General features: G+C 39.3%; 14 protein-coding genes. 7 read left to right on the top strand and 7 right to left on the bottom strand.

What is annotated here, in order from left to right; translation table 11 throughout:
* Nucleotides 1-80: 80 nt before the first annotated feature.
* Nucleotides 81-791, bottom strand: coding sequence for a glycosyltransferase (locus KMW37_RS08815; protein WP_215224262.1), 711 nt, complete (start codon nt 789-791; stop codon nt 81-83).
* Nucleotides 792-867: 76 nt separating this feature from the next.
* A complete protein-coding gene (locus tag KMW37_RS08810) occupies nt 868-2070 on the bottom strand; it encodes a pyridoxal phosphate-dependent aminotransferase (RefSeq protein ID WP_215224261.1) in 1203 nt (400 codons plus the stop codon).
* Nucleotides 2071-2293: 223 nt separating this feature from the next.
* Here KMW37_RS08810 and KMW37_RS08805 point away from each other — a divergent pair, with 223 nt between their 5' ends.
* Entirely contained in the window at nt 2294-3151 is an 858-nt protein-coding gene (locus KMW37_RS08805) for a toxin-antitoxin system YwqK family antitoxin (RefSeq protein ID WP_215224260.1), read from the top strand.
* A gap of 9 nt (nt 3152-3160) precedes the next feature.
* Here the strand turns inward: KMW37_RS08805 and KMW37_RS08800 are convergent, their stop codons facing one another.
* Nucleotides 3161-3517, bottom strand: coding sequence for a YraN family protein (locus KMW37_RS08800; RefSeq protein WP_215224259.1), 357 nt, complete (start codon nt 3515-3517; stop codon nt 3161-3163).
* A gap of 138 nt (nt 3518-3655) precedes the next feature.
* Between KMW37_RS08800 and lipB the strand changes: the two genes are divergently transcribed.
* The 6 genes from lipB to KMW37_RS08770 all read left to right on the top strand — a co-directional run bounded on the left by lipB (nt 3656) and on the right by KMW37_RS08770 (nt 9536).
* Nucleotides 3656-4375, top strand: coding sequence for a lipoyl(octanoyl) transferase LipB (gene lipB, locus KMW37_RS08795; RefSeq protein WP_215224258.1), 720 nt, complete (start codon nt 3656-3658; stop codon nt 4373-4375).
* 40 nt (nt 4376-4415) lie between these two features.
* The gene (locus tag KMW37_RS08790; protein WP_215224257.1) at nt 4416-4817 is read left to right on the top strand and encodes a hypothetical protein; all 402 of its coding nucleotides are present in this window, start codon (nt 4416-4418) and stop codon (nt 4815-4817) included.
* 6 nt (nt 4818-4823) lie between these two features.
* Nucleotides 4824-5564, top strand: a complete 741-nt coding sequence (locus KMW37_RS08785) for a 3'-5' exonuclease (protein WP_215224256.1) — start codon at nt 4824-4826, stop codon at nt 5562-5564.
* A gap of 161 nt (nt 5565-5725) precedes the next feature.
* Entirely contained in the window at nt 5726-7900 is a 2175-nt protein-coding gene (gene rnr, locus KMW37_RS08780) for a ribonuclease R (protein WP_215224255.1), read from the top strand.
* Nucleotides 7887-8879 carry a polyprenyl synthetase family protein gene (locus KMW37_RS08775; RefSeq protein ID WP_215224254.1) on the top strand — a complete coding sequence of 331 codons (993 nt, stop codon included), beginning with the start codon at nt 7887-7889 and terminating at the stop codon, nt 8877-8879. The genes rnr and KMW37_RS08775 overlap by 14 nt, the downstream gene beginning before the upstream one ends.
* Before the next feature lie 27 nt (nt 8880-8906).
* Nucleotides 8907-9536: a rhomboid family intramembrane serine protease gene (locus KMW37_RS08770; protein ID WP_215224253.1), complete on the top strand. Its 630-nt coding sequence runs from the start codon at nt 8907-8909 to the stop codon at nt 9534-9536.
* 112 nt (nt 9537-9648) lie between these two features.
* On the opposite strand, the gene KMW37_RS08765 is transcribed toward KMW37_RS08770, so the two are convergent.
* Genes KMW37_RS08765 through KMW37_RS08750 form a run of 4 tightly spaced genes read right to left on the bottom strand, consistent with a single transcriptional unit; the run spans nt 9649 to nt 18653 of the window.
* Nucleotides 9649-12591, bottom strand: a complete 2943-nt coding sequence (locus KMW37_RS08765) for a DUF5107 domain-containing protein (protein ID WP_215224252.1) — start codon at nt 12589-12591, stop codon at nt 9649-9651.
* Between the two features lie 2 nt (nt 12592-12593).
* Nucleotides 12594-15590, bottom strand: a complete 2997-nt coding sequence (locus KMW37_RS08760; protein WP_246581412.1) for a glycoside hydrolase domain-containing protein — start codon at nt 15588-15590, stop codon at nt 12594-12596.
* 3 nt (nt 15591-15593) lie between these two features.
* Nucleotides 15594-17090, bottom strand: coding sequence for an aryl-sulfate sulfotransferase (locus KMW37_RS08755; protein WP_215224251.1), 1497 nt, complete (start codon nt 17088-17090; stop codon nt 15594-15596).
* Nucleotides 17091-17105: 15 nt separating this feature from the next.
* Nucleotides 17106-18653, bottom strand: coding sequence for a RagB/SusD family nutrient uptake outer membrane protein (locus KMW37_RS08750; protein ID WP_215224250.1), 1548 nt, complete (start codon nt 18651-18653; stop codon nt 17106-17108).
* Between the last annotated feature and the right edge of the window lie 6 nt (nt 18654-18659).

The raw sequence follows: 18659 nt of genomic DNA, 5'->3' as shown, positions 1-18659 counted from the left end.
AGTACAAAATTACTTTTAGATTAAGGAGTGGCTACACTGTAGTTTTTCCTAGCTGATAAGCAGCTACATTTTTACAACTATTAAATCTTATCCAGCCCCTTCCAGAATTTTAAGAAATAATATTTTAAAGGATTTTTATACTTGAGCTGTTTCCAGGGCCTACTCCCATGAGGTTTATGTAATACTGGAACATTCATCAAGACAAAGTTTTTATACCCAAGCTCTATGGCTTTCTTGGAGATAAAGGTATCATACCAGTCTTTGGCATCATCCAATTCCATAAAATCATACGCTGCTAAAAACTCCTTACTAAATAAAGTACAACAAAAACTAAGGCTTCTCTTGGTATCTATAACATCTTCCCTAACATCCTTGAACTTCAAATAGGGAAAATTCACCTTTTTATCATAGCCTACAGTAATTGCCCCAACAAGTCCTACATCCTTATGTTGCTGGTAAAAATCAAGCATTTTGGCTATCGTATCCTTCTCCACGGTAACATCCGATTCAACTACCAAGAGAGGCAGCCCCTTTTCAATTGCCTCCTTTTGGGCCATTTGAAGCACCAATTTATAATTGGGAGAGGGAGTATCTGTTACATCCTCCAAATGCAAAACGGTATAACCTACCTTGGAAGCTTTCTTATCCAACTCAGACTTGGTCTCTGCAGTACTGAAATCATTGTAAATCTTATGCTCCACAGAAACGGTTGATGCCTGGATAGCTTCAGCGGTTTCCAAGGTAGTTTCAATGGAATTTTTCACGGGAGTGATGACAAGTACTTGAGCCATAATTGGAGGGATTAAAGAGAAAAGAGCTTGCCGGGGCACTGGTCCCCAAGCAAGCTCTTCCACTATATGTTATGAATTAGCTTAATTTAGCTACAGCATCTTTGATACGCTTCAAAGCTTCTTTCAACTCAGCTTCAGAAGCAGCATAAGAAAGTCTCACACAGTTTGGAGCACCAAAAGCAGCTCCAGTAACCAATGATACGTGAGCATCATTCAAGATATATAAGCAGAAATCATCTGCATTTTCAATTTTTTGATCACCAACTGACTTACCGAAGAAAGCAGTTACATCAGGGAAGAAATAGAATGCTCCTTCAGGAACATGCGTCTTGATTCCCGGAATGTCTCTCAACAAATCCAAAACAAGGGCCCTTCTGTCATGATAAGCTTTTTCCATTTCCTTAGATGGAGTCTGGTCACCAGTGATTGCCGCCAAAGCAGCTCTTTGAGCGATACCAGTACCACCCGAAGTGAACTGACCTTGAATTTTCTCACATGCCTTAGCAATGAAAAGAGGCGCACAGATATACCCTACTCTCCATCCAGTCATTGCATAACCTTTAGAGAATCCATTCACTGTGATAGTTCTATCATACATACCATCAAGTGCGGCCATACTTGCATGCTGTCCTGTGAAATTGATCAATTCATAAATCTCATCGGCTATCACATAAACATCATCATGCTTCTTCACTACTTCTGCGATAGCTTCCAACTCTTCCTTACTAAATACTGAACCAGTAGGATTACAAGGAGAAGAATAGATTACGGCTTTGGTTTTATCAGTGATGGCTTCTTCTAACTGTGCAGCAGTTGCTTTGAAGTTATTTTCCAAAGTACCTTCAATCAATACAGGCACACCACCTGCCAATTTGATGATTTCAGCGTAGCTCACCCAATATGGAGAGAAAATCACTACTTCATCGCCTTCATTCAACAAGCACATGAATATATTGGCAATTGAATGCTTTGCACCTGTAGAAAGCACAATATTTTCTGCCTTAGCTTCAGTGATTTTGTTCTCAACTTGTAGCTTTTTAGCAATCGCCTCTCTCAGGTCCTGATACCCTGCTACTGGTGGGTAAGAAAAGTATTTTCCCTCATCAATGGCTGCCTTGGCGGCATCCTGAACATGTTGTGGGGTTTTGAAGTCAGGCTCTCCCAAGCTCAAACTGATAATGTCAATTCCTTGACCTTTAAGCTCACGGGCTTTTTTGGCCATTGCCAGCGTAGCTGACTCTTCCATATTGTTAATACGGTCTGATAAGATACTGCTCATTGCTTTATAATTGTTTATTCTATGGTCAGATTTAAATTGAAAACTTTCTAAAAATTGCTTCCTTGCTTTTTCTTTTCGGCATTTTTTAGCTGTCTTCAATAATAACTGGGCAAAATTAAGGATTATGCTTGTTAATTCTAAACCTTTCGATTATTTAGAGCACATATTCTTTAGATAAATTCGTTTTGATAGAAAATCTTCATTAGTTTGTCTTGATTAAGCTATGAAAAAGATATTACTAGGCATCGGACTTTCAGGTTTTGTTGGGATCTCAAATGCGCAAAGCTTTGATTCACTTACTGCCATTACTCCAAAGGACACTTCTGGCGTGATCGTAGATGAACTATTGCCAAGCAATGCGCCTATTTTGCTTTTTGACGACACCCAAAGAAAGGAAGAAAAGAAAAAGGAGAAAAAGAAAAGAAGCAAAAACGTATACTTTGGGGAAAAGACCCGAAAATCATTTTTGAGAACAGAAATCAAGGGTAAAACCCAGTATCAATTATTTAATTATACCCTACGCAACAAAGAAGTAGATCCTTATATTCGAGATGTTTACTGGTTAGACACTGGCGATAAAGTTATCAGAACTTCTGGCTTTGACCCAAACAGAGGTTACTTGCTGCATGGCCCCTATGAAAAACGCATAGATGAGGAAGTCGTAGAAACGGGAATGTATTATTTTGGCACAAAGCATGGACGCTGGATGAGCTTCAACAGCAAAAACATCCTAACGGATAAGTCCCATTATTATGAAGGCTGGCCCAAAGACTCTAGGGTAAGCTATTATAACCAAAAACAACAAAAGCTAGAGAAAGTCATCCCTATTGAGTACGATTTAAAAGAGGGGAACTTTTTCCATTTTTATGAAAATGGACAATTAGCAGTGAAAGGTGAATACCACTATGGAGAAAAGGTCGGTCTCTGGACTGAATATTGGAATACCCAAGGAGGAAAAACCATTCGAAAAAGGGAAATCCAATATCAGGAAAAACCTTTTACCAAAGGATTTTTACCCTATATTAAATCAGAGTGGGATCAAAATGGAGCTTTGATCTATCGAAACCCGAGGAGTCTTTAGCATTAAGGATCAATAAAATGCATCTTCAAAATGCTTATACCGAATTACACCTTCCTTATCTCTGTACACCCCCACAATATCAAATCGGATATCTCTGTGCCAGTTAATTTCATAGATATAATGGTCAGCCGCCCTTAAAATCAATTGGCGCTTACGATAATCCACAAATTCCTCGGCATAGCCATAGCCCGTTCCACTACGGAACTTTACCTCCACAAAAATAAGCAGCCCTTTAAATTCCATTATTAAATCAATCTCAGCGTATTTGTGTCGGTAGTTACGCTCCTTCACCATATAGCCCTTGGACACCAAAAAATCAGCGGCCAACTTTTCGGCATCGCGGCCTGTGTCATTATGCTGTGCCATCACCAAATATTTTATTAATTTTGACAAAAATTCTCCTCCTTAGTAGAATAATGAAGGGAAAGGAATTCAGAAACCTCAAAAAAAGAACCCAAACACCAAAACTGGTGTTACCTAGGACCAATATCTAAAGCCTTGACAGTGAATCAAATTATCAATAAAAAAGTAAAATTTATAGACCTAGGGCAAAAAGATTACAAAGAAACCTGGGATTATCAAGAGGAACTTTTTGCGGACACGGTTGCCTTAAAAATCCAAAACCGTAAAAATGGACCTGAACATCAACAGGTCACTCCCAATTACCTATTATTTGTAGAGCATCCTCATGTATACACTTTGGGGAAAAGTGGTGAGCTTTCTCATTTGTTACTGGATGAGAATTCACTAGCTGAAAAGAATGCCACCTTCTACAAGATCAACAGAGGTGGGGACATCACCTATCACGGACCCGGACAATTGGTCGGCTACCCTCTATTGGACCTGGATAATTTCTTTACTGACATTCATAAATATCTCCGTTATTTAGAAGAGGCCATTATATTGACCCTAGCGGATTACGGAATTACGGCAGGAAGAATTGAAGGGTTGACAGGTGTATGGCTGGATCATGAAAAACAGGAAAACCCTAGAAAAATATGTGCACTTGGAGTGAAATCCAGTCGCTGGGTGACCATGCACGGCTTTGCCTTTAATGTAAATGCTGACTTATCATATTTCAACAATATTGTTCCTTGTGGCATTTCGGACAAGGCAGTCACTTCCATGCATCTGGAACTGGGAAAAGCGGTGGATGAAGCCGGGGTTAAGGAAAAAGTAAAAAATCATATTGCTAAACTTTTTGAAATGGAATGGGAGGACTGACGGTACCGACTCTTTAAACTAAGATTAAGAAAACATAGAAATGAAAAAAGACATCAACTTTCACCCTGTTACGGGAGTGAAGCTCGCTATAGCAAAAGAAGAAGTAAATGGCCAAACTGAATGGGGCGTATATATCATCAATCTGAACATGATCGAATTAAAAAACCTGATGATTACTTCTAAAGGTTATGGCACCATCAATGGAGAAGAAAAAAAGACTTCTACCCTAAGGCATATGATAGAGGAATTGGGACCACAAAGCATAGCAAAAGTTGAACCTATTGACCCAAATTTGTTCTCTCTCAACAATGAATTCTGGGTAAGTTATTATATCTTAGATCAGATATTTGACAAAAAATTCGTCTTCGTAGAGGGCAGTATGGATCAAAGCAATATTCAATACATTCCTGACCTGGACCTTGAGGGCGTTTTACATCCTTAAAGGCCTATGGCAGACTTTTTGAGTGATCTTAGGGACATCCTTTTTTTGGACATAGAAACCGTGTCCGGCGCAGCATCCTTACATGAACTTCCAGAAAGACTTAAGGAAGAATGGCTGAAAAAATCTTCCTTTTTGGAGATAAGGGAAGACCTCACTCCTGAAGAACTTTACTTAGAAAAAGCAGGGATTTATGCAGAATTTGGCAAAGTAGCCTGTATAGGAATGGGCTACTTCCAATACGACCCCGAAAATGAACAGCTTCAGTTTAGGACAAAGTCCATAGCGGAGAAATTGGAACATGATACACTATTGAATTTCAGGGAAATTCTTGAAAAAAGGCAGTGGACCCTTTGTGCCCATAATGGGAAGGAGTTTGACTTTCCCTATTTATGCCGAAGGATGCTGGTGAACCGAATCCCGCTTCCAGATGTTCTTCAAATGGCCGGAAAAAAGCCATGGGAGATTCATCATATGGACACTTTGGAACTTTGGAAATTCGGTGATTACAAGCACTACACTCGTCTAGAGCTTTTAGCCACGTTGTTTGATATTCCAAGCTCCAAGGACGATATCACTGGAGCTGAAGTCAATATGTATTATTATCACCATGAAGACCTACCAAGTATCAGAAAATATTGCTTGAAAGATGTAGAGGTGACCGCTAGGATTTATTTAGCATATCAGGGCTTACCAAGTCAAATGGATATAAAAATCATCAACTTAGATGAAAATCAGAAAATCAATTGATAAGTTTTAGGTTACTTTGTAAACCCAATCAGTTTTTAAATTGTATTATTAGGAAAACTGCGGAAAGCCTGACTAAAGCATGAAAATCAATCACCCAAAACCCACACATTAAAAAAAATTACCAGCAGCATTCAGGCTGCAGGAAAAAACATTAAATTTTTATGAGCAAAAGATCAAAAAAACATTCACGAGGGAAAAAGCAAGGAGGCAAGTTTACGAATTCTGCCCAACTGGCAGAGCGCATCCTTAACTTTTTAGATAACCATTTTGGAGAAGAATTTTCCTCAAAACAGATTATTAAAAAACTAGCCATCAGGGATGCCGTCGCAAAAGGAGGCGTCGAACCTGTATTGAATAAATTAGTTGATGGAGGTTCCGTTTCAAAGAACCCAAGGAATCATTATTCCTCCACAAAAGAACCTGACTTTATAGTAGGCACTGTGGATTATGTCAATCCTCGATTTGCATTCATCGTCCCTGACAACAAAGGAGAACAAGAAGAGGACATTATGGTGAAAGCTGGGGACATGAAAAATGCCTTAGATGATGACAAGGTAAGAGTAATGGTTTACCCTAATAAGCGCCATGGTCAAAAACGCGAGGGCAAAGTACTTGAGATCGTTACTAGGGCCAGAGAAGAGTTTGTTGGAAAAGTGGAAATTTCCCCAAGGTTTGCCTTTGTGGTGCCTGATTTCAAAAAAATGCACCACGACATTTTTATCCGAAAAAGCGACCTCAAAGGTGCAGAACACAACCAAAAGGTAGTGGTAAAAATGACCGAATGGAGAGAGGACGATAAAAACCCAACTGGTATCATCACCCAAGTATTGGGTAAAGCTGGAGAACATGAAGTAGAAATCCACTCCATCATGGCGGAATTTGGACTTCCTTTTGAATACCCAGAAGAAGTGGAAGCAGCAGCCGATGCCATACCAGAAGAAATCACAAAATCAGAAATCAAGCTAAGAAAAGACTTCAGGGAGGTAACCACTTTTACTATTGATCCTGTTGATGCAAAGGATTTTGATGACGCCATCTCTTACCGGGCTTTGGAAAATGGAAATATTGAATTGGGAGTTCATATTGCTGACGTTACCCACTATGTCAAACCAAAGACCCTCTTAGAAAAAGAAGCTTACGACAGGGCCACCTCGGTATACCTAGTGGACAGGACCATTCCCATGCTTCCAGAAAGGTTAAGTAATGGGCTTTGTTCCCTCAGACCAAACGAAGATAAGCTGACCTTCTCCTGTGTTTTTGAGATAAACCAAAATGGGGACATACTAAATCAGTGGATAGGTAGAACCATCATTCACTCTGACAGAAGATTTGCTTATGAGGAAGCTCAAGAAAATATTGATAATCAGTCAGGGGATTTCTATAAAGAACTCACACTGCTAAATGATATTGCCAAAAAAGTCAGAAAAAGACGATTTACCCATGGGGCGATAAACTTTGAGACCGTTGAGGTGAAATTCAACTTGAACGAAAAAGGCATACCTTTAGGGCTTATCATCAAAGAGCGCAAGGACATCCATAAAATGATCGAAGAATACATGCTCTTAGCCAATAAAGCAGTAGCTGAATTTGTTTTCAAAAAGAACAAAGGAAAGGACACCTTCGTTTATCGTACTCACGACTACCCGGACCTCGAGCGTTTGGAAACCTTCGCCAATTTTGCCAAGAAATTTGGCCATCAACTTAATATTGGAGACGAAAGCAATGTTTCTTCTACTTTAAACAAGCTGATGAAGGAAATTGAGGGCAAACCTGAACAAAACCTTTTGGAACAATTGGCCATCAGAAGTATGGCAAAAGCTAAATATACCACTGAGCCAAAGGGGCACTTTGGACTGGCATTTATGCATTACACCCATTTTACCTCACCTATAAGAAGGTATCCTGATATGATGGTTCATCGATTATTGCAACATTATTTGGATGGTGGTAAATCCCCTGATCAGGAAGAATGGGAAAACAAATGTATCCATTCGTCTGAAAGGGAAAAAAGAGCCTCAGATGCTGAAAGGGCCTCTATCAAATACAAGCAAGTTGAGTTTATGTCCTTGGCTGAAGACAAAGCTTATGAAGGTATTATTTCAGGTGTCACAGAATGGGGTATCTTTGTGGAAATTACTGAGACCAAATGTGAGGGCATGATTCGTCTGCAGGATTTGCGGGATGATTATTATGAATTTGACGAGAAGAACATGCGTCTCATTGGGTCAAAAAACAAAAAAATGATCACTTTGGGAGACCAAGTGAAGGTCCGCGTCGTAAACACGGATATTGATAGAAGAACTATAGATTTGGAATTTGCAGATGACAACGATTAAAACCAACTTGACTAAAGAGGTACTGATAAAACTGGAAAAACACTTACAAGATTTTTCTTACGGCAACTCCCCAAAAGAGCTATATGAGCCCATCTCTTATATTATGAGCTTAGGAGGAAAACGTATCAGACCTTTATTGACCCTGCTTGCTTATTCCCTGTATAGAGAAGATTATCAAAATGCCCTAACTCCTGCCATGGCGGTGGAAGTTTTCCACAACTTCACCTTGATGCACGATGACATCATGGACGAAGCTCCCTTAAGAAGAGGTAAGGAGACGGTCCATGAAAAATGGGACACCAATACAGCCATACTTTCAGGTGATGTCATGTTGGTAAAAGCCTATGAAATTTTATCTGAAGTACCTTCCGATAAATTGGGAAATTGCCTTACGCTGTTCAACAAAACTGCCAGAGAGGTTTGTGAAGGTCAGCAGAGAGACATGAACTTTGAGACCATGGACGAGGTAGCTGAATCAGAATACCTTGAAATGATCCGCCAAAAGACCGCTGTCCTTTTGGGTTTTGCCCTGCAATTTGGAGCCATACTCGCCGGCGCATCCAAAGAAGATAGTCAGCACCTTTATGATTTTGGAGTAAATATTGGTATTGGCTTCCAGCTTAAGGATGATTTACTGGATGTATATGCTGACAAGGAAAAATTTGGCAAGCAAGTAGGCGGAGACATCATTGCCAATAAAAAGACCTTCCTTCTGATAAAAGCTAAAGAATTAGCTAAGGGAGAAGATAAAGGCAAATTGGAAGAATGGCTTTCAAAAACTGATTTTGATAAAGATGAAAAAGTAAAGGAGATAACTGCACTCTATGATAAGCTAGGCATTAAGGATATTACAGAAACCAAAATGACTTCCTATTTCGACTTGGGCTTTGCCCAATTGGATGATCTTAATATTTCAAATAAGGAAATGTTGGCGGCCTTAAAAGACCTTACCCAAACCCTTATAGACCGGGAACAATAAATCCTTTCCCTACCTTTAGCCTATATCATGGAATTGTCAGCTACCCTATTCATCATCATCATAACTGTCTTAACGTCTTATTACGCATGGAAAAAACCTGCTTTTCTTAGTAGAAGCATGTTCAATCCTTACTTGATAAATCAAAGCAAACAGTATGACCGCTTCATTTTGTCAGGATTCATCCACAAGGACGGTGTTCACCTATTGTTCAACATGATTACTTTCTTTTATTTTGGCGGATTGGTGGAACAATACCTGACCTACAGGTTTGGTATTATGACAGGTATACTGATTTTTGTCCTATTCTACTTGACAGCAATTGCGATATCGGATATCCCTACCTTTTTGAAATACAAAAACAGCCCTCATTACCAAGCTTTAGGAGCTTCTGGAGGAACTGCAGCAGCTGTATTTGCCAGTATTGTGCTCGTACCAATGGCAGACATTTGCATTTTCGGTATCCTCTGCTTGCCCGGCTTTATCTTGGGAGGATTGTTTTTAGCTTATTCCTATATCAAAAGCAGGCAGGACAATGACAGCATCAACCATGACGCTCACCTATATGGGGCCTTGTTTGGCATTGCCTTTATCCTTATTCTATCACCAAGTAGCGCAGTGCACTTTTTGGATCAAGTTAAAAATTACAGATTGTTCTAAAAATGGAGCCCAGCTTCCATAAAAATAGCACCGAGTCGATATTCGGTGCTATTTTAAATCATCTTTTAAATTTCATATTCAATTAAGTGACAGAAAATCACAAGGAAAACATTTAAAACATCCTCTCATCTTTTCTGAAAGAAATGGCTTCAATTTCCGCCCTTAGAGTCTCTCTGTCCAGAATAATATCTTTATCTATTTCTGACTCCTGAAGATGTTTATCCAAGCTTCCCATTCGTTTATATACCATTACTTTCAAAGATCTTTCCAGTTGGTTATCTATTAATTCTGGATAAGGCTTGCCCACCCCCAAATTCCAAGGCCATTCTTCACTTTCCTCAATTTTGTCCAAAGCTTTCGAAAATGCTCCTTCCTCCATTGCCTTATAGGCCAGCATTAATTTAGTTTGTCTATAAAATTTCTTGGCATCAGTTGCTCCTTCAAAAGGTAATACCTTGATTGAAGACAATAACTTTTCTGCTTCCTTATATTGATCCCCCATCATCAGTACTTTTATCAAATCCATACCAACCATATAATTGGACTTATCGGCTTTATATGCTCGTTCAAGGATTTCTGAGGCTTTGGTAATATTTCCAGCTTGTAAATAGAGCTGGCCAAGTATTCTTTGAAAACGCCATTCCTTTGGCTGAAGAGCCACTGCTTTTTCCACATAGTCTATTTTCTTTTCAACAGGTATATCATCTTCAATTCTTGCTTTGAAGATATAATACGGTGCAAAATCCACTCCATATCCCCCCTTGACTAAAGAGCTAGCTTTTTCCCTGTTTCCTCTAAATTCATTAATCAAAGCCAACAAATAACCTGATTTCCAAGAAGACCTTACAGAGGTAGCCCATTCCAAAATTTCTGCAGACTCTTCTCTGAAAGGGAAAACAAAATTCATGGAAATCTGTTCTACCTGATCCAAATAAGCGGATGATTGGGGCGTTCCTCGTGTCAACCACGCTAACCAGTAAAGACTCTCCGCATTATTGGGGGCTAACTGTAAAACCTCCACACTTTCCTCCAATCTGCCGATATTTGAATACCATATGGCCAACTCCAGAAAGGATTCTATGGGAAACTCATTTCTGATCAGATTTACAAAATCAGCTTTTCTTTCATCGGATTTACTTTGATAGAATTTTTCAAACCTTAAAAAATGATCAATAGGATTTAATTCCTTTATCCGTGCTTCTAAATCATATAATTGCTCCTGTTCACCTTTTAGCCTTGCCAACACATATAATAAATGGAGTGCCTCCAAATTTCCCGGACTAATGCCAAGAGCCAAATTGGCATAATCCTCTGCCTTCATTAATTCACTTCTTTGCAGATAGATTTTACTTAAAGCTGTGTAGGACGCATTTCTAAATTCAGGAGATAAACTGGCTACTTCAAATCCATCCATAGCGTCAAAATCTTTCGATAGCTGTTCAGCTGCAAGCCCATAATAATAATTGGCTTCCCCATCATAGGTATCAATACTCAAGGCTTTTTTGGAATAGTAAAAAGCTGAATCGTATTGCATCCGATAATACTTTAGCTTGGCCATTTCCACCAGTGCGGGAATAAATTCACCATCCTTTGAAAGTGAGCCTATTATTTTTTCCTCTGCTGTCTGATAGTTTCTGAACCTATACAAATCCCTTCCTTGCAGATAAAGTCCATAAGCACTCTCAGCATCAAAGCCTGGTGAAATTTCCAAAGGTCTACTTAAGTTCTTATCATCCGATTCCTTAATATAGATTCTGCTGCCTTCCAGTTCAATAAATAAAGGCGACTCCCCTTCAGGAAGTGTCATTGTATAACTAAGTTCATTAAGTGGTTTTGCATTGATATATTTTGAAAGGATTACTTTCTCCTCCTGATTATAAACATTCAAGGAATCTTCAATACACTGAGCAGGGCTCATGTTAAAAGAGACTTCTTGACCTTTAACCTCTATCTTAAATGCTCCTGTTAAATTAGCATGAGTGAACCCTTCCAATCCTCCAAAAGGATACCAGTACTCGGTCCATTGCTCATCAGAATAGGGAGCAAAACCAATTTGCTTGAAAGGAGTCAGACTGCTGGAAAACACATTTTGATTGAACAGCCGCCCACTTTGGATCTCGACATATTGTCCGCTATTATCCGTTAGGAGATCTTCCCATATTTGACCTTGCTCGGATTGCGCCCAGAGGAATATCTTCTTTCCCAATTTATCTCCCCTTCGGGAGTAGCGAATCATCCCAAAATCATCCTTTTCCCAAAGCGCTCCAAAATAATTGCTATGGGTACCCAACACATGAAAGGATTTGGAGCCCCCAAACTTGTTCTCTGAGTAATTAGAAAGATTTCTTCCTTCATCATCTATAGGCCATTTTTTAGCCTCTCCCCCATGGCCGATATAGCTATTCCCAGGATAAAGGAACTTCATGTCATCACCTTCCGGAATTCCAGCATTCATCCAAGTATAATAGGGTTGCTCTGTGCCTGTAGCATTAAACCAATAAGACTGTGTAGTAAAATAGGCCTTATCCTTTTCCAACTTTATTTCAAGTACCCAACGGGTACGGGTAAGCAAGTCTAAAGTACTGGTAAAGCAACTAACACTACCATCTTCATTATTCCTAACCAAATAATCCACAGGAGTAGCGCTATTGGGAGTATGCCCAATAGTGCCGTAATTCGCTTCAATTCCTCCGCTGACCCAGGGACCTCTCATAGCGATATCCCGAAACTTTACTACTTCATTATTATAAAGAAAATGCTTCTGATGGATCTTATCATAAGCTGTCCACACTTTGCCCCCTATTTCAGGCATAATCTGCACTTTGATAAAATCATTTTCCAGCTCTACCACCTTCCATTGCTGGACTTTCCCATTATCTGTAAATCCATCAAACCTGAAATAAGGATATAACTTGACCTGAGCAGGAATAGGATCGGGGTCTGAAAAAGAATAAGTCAGGTAATCCTTATAATACTCCTTTGATGAAACATTACTTTGACCGTATACTAAATTTACCGAAAGAGTAAGGATGAAAACCAACCAGTATTTAACCATAACTAATCAATTATTAACATCCAGCCTTGATTCATTTTAACTGGAATTTCTCCCTCCAGATCAAAATTTGCAGCAGGCTGAAAATTCTTTATTTCTGGAGCAGTTATTTTCGCCTTTTTAGGATCGATTCCCAATTGTACCCAATCAATATCCAATTTTACATTGACATCACTTTCTGCCCAACTGGCCAATGAGACCATTACTTTCCCTTCTTTTTGGTAAACTGTAGCCAAGACGCTTTCATGAGTAGTTTTCACTGGGTTGTCACTTACCCAATATCCAATCATCCTACTACCCATTATACCGAAATCATCCCAAGCCTTCCATATATGGTCTGGTTTAAGTTTTTGATAGGGCATTCTATTGGTCATCCCATAGAGCATTCCCCTCCAAGGGTTACCTCCATCCTGCAACATTTCTCCCATAAGCCCAAATGGTATTCCACTTACCTCGGTCAAATAAAATTCAGGACTCCCCTTTTCATAATCAAAGTATTCCCCAAACCATAAACGGTTGATATAAGGGAAATGCTCCATATACAAATTGGCACTATTATTAAACCCATCCCTTTTGTTGTATTGATTGGCTGAATGTAAATCAATCAGACCGGAATGCCCATCTTGAGTCAACACCCGCTTGATCCTCTTCATGGTTATTCGATCAAAAGCAACATCATCCAGATAAATACCATCGATACCAATATTTTGGACCAGCCAATTCATTCCCTCTACATAATAATTATGCCAGCGGTTCATCCCGCTATTGATGATTGCAGCATCTTTAAAACGGGGCACATACCAAGCCGCTATATAATTATCCTGAAGGTGCTCCTGGAGCCATGAATATCCTCCACCAGAGCCTTTGGAAAAAACCTCGTTATTCAGGCTTCTTAATGGATACAGTTCATACAGACGATTGGAAACCTCCCGAACTGTATTGTATATTTTAACTTTAAGGTTCTTACTGTGAGCCGCATCAATATATGCCTTCATTTCCTTGGTGGCGATAAAGGGATAATTGATATATGGATTGATCTCGTTTGCATGGTGAACATTAATGATGTTCGCTCCACTTTTAAGAACAGAATCTATTGGGTTGTAAGCATGATAATAACGTTCGCTCCACTGAGCATCTGTGTTTATCGGATGAAAAGGAGTGATCAATAAGGTAAAGTTATAATACAACGTTTCACCAGACTTCATGAACCTGCTTCCACTGTAATTATTAACCATTACTGTATTGGCATTTCTATTGATTTTTATGCCTCCTTTGTTTTCATTTCCCCAAGATGATGGCAAAACCAATGGTTTTTGTAGGTAAAAGTTGGTATTCAACGGACGTTCGTAATGCTCATCCCTCAAGCTCACCTGCATGCCTGAATTGACATCTCCAAGCCACCAGCCATCCTGGTTTTTATTGGCCACATCCCAGTTCCAATCAACTCTATCTGGTCTTGCCCCTCCTTTATATCCCATGCCTAGGATATATTTGGAAGAATTATTGTTCATAGGAATTTCCAAAGCAATATCCTTTAGATCAAGATCCTGTTGAGCTATGACTTTTATTTCAAAATTTGCAAAACCATCAAATTCCAAAGAACCATTCACTTCCATACTTATTTCTGGGGAATTGCCCATTGCTTGCCACGTCACCTTGCCCGACTCCTGCTTTAAGAAAGTCGGCCCGTCATAGGACAAATCAATATTTTGTCCATTTGCCTGTATGAATTGCAATGAAAAAGGAGCTGTCAATATATTCTTTGCATCCTTTGTAATTGATGTCATCTCCTCTGTAAAATAGCTCTTTACCTGAGCTGGCAGTCCGCTTGGTCCAAGTTCAACCTTTCTCCCCAATAGAGAAATTGAAGTCCCAGAAACCTGTACGGGTACATAGGGAGCTATTACAGTATTTTCCTGGGCTAAAGTAGAGTTAAGCCAATTTAATCGTGTTTGCTTCCATGGCTCGTCAATTCCACCACGTTGGACTTTCTCATCAGAAACCACTAAATGTATCGGAAGAACTGTTGGTTTTGAATTGCCAGGAGTTATCGTGACCGTACCGCTATACCTGCCAGAAACAAGGTCATCTGAAATGGTCACGCCACACCACAAAGCCTGAACTTTCCCCTTCTCTATATTAACTGTTTTGGTGAAGGAACTGCCAGTATAATCTATTCCATCTTTATTGAAACAGGTAAATTTATCAGAAGGTAATAAGTCTCCTCTCTCCCCTTCTAAATTCGAAAAGCTAATATCTATGTCTTCCAGACTTTTCTCGAAAGCCCAAACACCAAGCTGAAAAGTAAAGTTTTCCCCTATTTTCACATCATCCTCAAAACTTGTAGATAGATTTGACTCCACCCATTTTTGAGGTAGAAAATCTTTCATTCTAATTGGGTAATCCCTCTTTTCAGGAAAGACTAAATAATCTTTACCTTCATATCTGCTCTTAAAATCTTCAAGTTCCTTTTTTGTAGCAATAACTTCCATTGGGAAATTACTATTGAACATATCAACTGATTCCAATCGAAGCACTTGGGCTATTTTTGAATCCGTAATATCTTTTGAAGAATTTCCAGAAGAAAAATTCTTTTTCTTTTCAAGATAATCCACATCAGGATAATTTCTTCTCCCGTTAATTTTATAAGGTAAATAATAAACATAATAGATACCTTTCCTTCCAGAAGTACTAAATGTGACCACCCCTCTTTCAGGGGTCATCTCTACAGGAAGTACTTCTTTGACCAATTGATTGGATGCACTATCTACCACATATACCTTTTGATCTGATCTTATATTTCTATTTCTCCAATCAATCGCTACGGTAACCTGCTCTACCTTTTGAGCTACATGGATTACTGCTCGGTGATTACCTAAAGAATCTGCCTGCCAAAGTTCCTTTTGCGGAGGATAAATATGTTGCTGAGCAGTCAAACCACCAACAAAAAAAAGCACCCCAAAAAGACCTAATGAAAATCTTATCCAATAAATAGTTTTCATATTTTAATTATCAAACTTTATATATTTCTCCCAAATAGTAGCCGGCACATATTCTGCTCTATAGGGGATAAAATGTGAATTCAGTGCCCATAAAACATTTCCGGAAAGATCAGTAATGACGACTTTACCGGTTTTGGAAATTGTCTGAAGGATATATCCATTTGGCATCAAGAAAGTACTTCCCATCCTAGCAGTATAATGCTCCTTAGGAAGCGTCGCCTTAATCTCTACATCGGCCACCATATTGGCTGTATCCAGTTTAAAGGAGAGGCTTCTTGATAGTTTATTGACCTTAGAAGTGTCATTTGGAGCAAAATCCCCATTATCAAACAACATTAAATCTCCATTCCGGTTGATATGGGCCGCATGTTGAAAATAAAAATATGCTGAGGAATCCATTTTGAAATCTCCATCCTTCCCCAGTTTCCACATCAGTTCACCTGTTTCTGAATTCACCTTCCATACCTGGTTTTCTATGGGGGTAGAAAGCAAATAATTATCATCGCTATCCAACACTACAGAGTTAAAATGAAAGCGATCTCCAGAATACTCTTTGATTCTTTTATCCTTAGAAATATCCCAAACATCCCAGGCAGACCACTTTTTAGAAACATTTCCCAATGTATCCATGAGCATCACTCCATCTCCCCACAAGGTATCTTGGGCTGTTCCAAGACCTTCAAGATCATACATTTTATAATCCCGATAGATGCTCATGATTTGAAGATCAGGGGTCATTCTTAGATCATGATGAAAGACAATGTCCTTATCCTCAATATTGGTTCTCCACAATACATTCCCTTCCAAATCGATCTCCGCTATCTCTGTTCCACCTACAAAACCGATTTTACCAGTCCTTAGATAATAACTGGCCACTCCCTTTTTATCTCCTTTTTTGGGCTTTTTAAATTCATCCTTTCTTGCAGGTGCCAATAAAGCCAAAATGGTATTTCTTGGAGTAAGCGTAGCCAATCGCACACCAAGTTTCTCATCTTGCCAGTACCACCTAATGGTTCCCTTGCCATCCACCATAGCAATATAACCTGGATAGCCCCTGTAGCAAAGCATCACCAAGCCATCCCCCAAGGCTGTTTCATCATGTGGCTTGTCCTCCTTTATCCAGTCGTGAACCATCCATGAGGAAGCCTCCCTTGTTTGGAATGAATAAATTTCTGTTGATCTACTTCTCCAACCATCAAGAATAATCCGATATTCGTATGTAGTGCCGGGCTCCAAAAGTACCAGGTGAACCTTATGGTTCACCTGGTTATCAGACACAGGAGTCGTGTATTTGACCGATTCCCCTTTTTTCCAGTATTCAACAGTTAAGGCTGATTTTTTATTCAGCGTAATAAGTATATCCTCCTTTAAAGCTGAATTATCAGGAGACACCAACTCCACTTTCTTGATTTTGATATTATTACTGGTGTAATAAAATACTCCCAAAATACCCAACAACACCAAGCCAATGAAGAAAATAATTTTACTGTTTTTTTTCATATTGCTTAAAACAGATTATGGCAGTCTATTCGCATTTTCTGCGGCCATTTCGTTATGGATCATCGCCTCTTCCAATGGATAAGGGAAATAGCGCATATTCTGTGTAACAATTGGATCCATTCCTCTTTCTACCAAATAAGCATTAGATACCTGTTCAAACTTACCCAAACGGATAAGGTCAGCCCTCCTATGGTATTCAAAAACAAATTCAAAACCACGTTCATCCACCAAAGCATCTATCATTTCTTCCTTGGAAGACGGCGCAGGGAATTCAGGGCTGCTACCATAAGCTGGCGCTCCAGCACGGGTCCTAACTTCATTGATATAAGGCAATGCAGCACTAGGTCCTGCCAGTGCATTTTCTATTTCAGCTTTAGAAAGAATCACATCCGCTATCCTAAATACTTGAATAGTCCTTCCGTCCAAATAGGAGTTGGATACCATTTCATAGGAATACTTTTTGGTAGCTACGTTTTGGAGCAACCTAGTAGTATCATTTGGAGGAGTAGTTTCTCCTACCTCAGGCATCTTATAATAGAATCCATTTGAAGTAGTACCATCTCTTGGAGAACGTCCTTCATAGTTGAAATAGAAGAAATCTTTTCTTGGATCTTGGTCAGAATATTTTCTCCAGAAAGGCAGAGACACAGCATAATATTGCCATCTGTTTTGAACTTCCTTATGGTCTCGGGGGCCAAAATGGTTAGTGATCTCTCCACCATTTTGAGCAGCTTCATGAAATATTCCGAAGATAAGCCCCATATCTATTTTATTATTATCAGACCATTCATTCTTAAAGTCCGGATTCAGGGCATAGTACCCCTCATCACGAAGTTCTAGTACCTGATCAATATAAATTTTGGCATTTGTATAGTCATGTGCTCTCATATACACTTTACCCAAAAGCGTAAGAGCAGCTCCTTTTGAAGCTCTTCCTAATCCATATTCTTGTGCCCATTCTTCTGGCAAATGCTCTATGGCAAACTTACAATCCTCAATAATAACCGCGTCTACCTCCTCTACGGTAGACAAGGGATAATTCACCATTTCAGCAGGGTTCACAGCAGTTGTAATCAAAGGTACTGCCCCCCATGAGTCTGTCAAATCCCGGTAGGATAAAGCCCTTAAAAACCGAGCCTGCGCCTTTATTTGATTCTTTTTGGTCTCATCCATCTCCACATCGTCTATCTTTGAAAGCAAAATATTGGCGTTACTGATCACCTCATACATATTGATCCAGTTCAAGCGAAAATACCTATTATTGTCATCATAGGTAAAATTGCTCATTTTGGTAGGATCTCCTGCTGCAGTAGAAAATCCCATATCTGAGGCATAATCTGTAATCATCACCAAATAACCCGCATAATAAAGATAGGCATCCCCTGGGTATGGCTTCAGTTTGGCATAAGTCCCTGTCAATGCTGCATCGACGTCACTTTCTGTACTATATGCATTTTTTGTGGTAAGGTCGCTATAAAGTTCTGGCTCCAAATTGGTACATGCAGCAGACAGTACTACCAATGTGCCAGCTGCTAAATGGTTTATATATCTTCTAAAATTCATGGTTTT

The organism is Echinicola shivajiensis (assembly GCF_018642165.1).
GTDB classification, from domain to species: domain Bacteria; phylum Bacteroidota; class Bacteroidia; order Cytophagales; family Cyclobacteriaceae; genus Echinicola; species Echinicola shivajiensis.
Note: the sequence above shows the minus strand (reverse complement) of the source record. Positions and strands in the feature narration are given on the sequence as shown.

Bases quoted from the DNA above. Each gene is read 5' to 3' on its own strand.
- KMW37_RS08815 (WP_215224262.1), bottom strand. From the start codon at position 791: ATGGCTCAAGTACTTGTCATCACTCCCGTGAAAAATTCCATTGAAACT.
- KMW37_RS08810 (WP_215224261.1), bottom strand. From the start codon at position 2,070: ATGAGCAGTATCTTATCAGACCGTATTAACAATATGGAAGAGTCAGCT.
- KMW37_RS08805 (WP_215224260.1), top strand. From the start codon at position 2,294: ATGAAAAAGATATTACTAGGCATCGGACTTTCAGGTTTTGTTGGGATC.
- KMW37_RS08800 (WP_215224259.1), bottom strand. From the start codon at position 3,517: ATGGCACAGCATAATGACACAGGCCGCGATGCCGAAAAGTTGGCCGCT.
- KMW37_RS08790 (WP_215224257.1), top strand. From the start codon at position 4,416: ATGAAAAAAGACATCAACTTTCACCCTGTTACGGGAGTGAAGCTCGCT.
- KMW37_RS08785 (WP_215224256.1), top strand. From the start codon at position 4,824: ATGGCAGACTTTTTGAGTGATCTTAGGGACATCCTTTTTTTGGACATA.
- rnr (WP_215224255.1), top strand. From the start codon at position 5,726: ATGAGCAAAAGATCAAAAAAACATTCACGAGGGAAAAAGCAAGGAGGC.
- KMW37_RS08775 (WP_215224254.1), top strand. From the start codon at position 7,887: ATGACAACGATTAAAACCAACTTGACTAAAGAGGTACTGATAAAACTG.
- KMW37_RS08770 (WP_215224253.1), top strand. From the start codon at position 8,907: ATGGAATTGTCAGCTACCCTATTCATCATCATCATAACTGTCTTAACG.
- KMW37_RS08765 (WP_215224252.1), bottom strand. From the start codon at position 12,591: ATGGTTAAATACTGGTTGGTTTTCATCCTTACTCTTTCGGTAAATTTA.
- KMW37_RS08760 (WP_246581412.1), bottom strand. From the start codon at position 15,590: ATGAAAACTATTTATTGGATAAGATTTTCATTAGGTCTTTTTGGGGTG.
- KMW37_RS08755 (WP_215224251.1), bottom strand. From the start codon at position 17,090: ATGAAAAAAAACAGTAAAATTATTTTCTTCATTGGCTTGGTGTTGTTG.
- KMW37_RS08750 (WP_215224250.1), bottom strand. From the start codon at position 18,653: ATGAATTTTAGAAGATATATAAACCATTTAGCAGCTGGCACATTGGTA.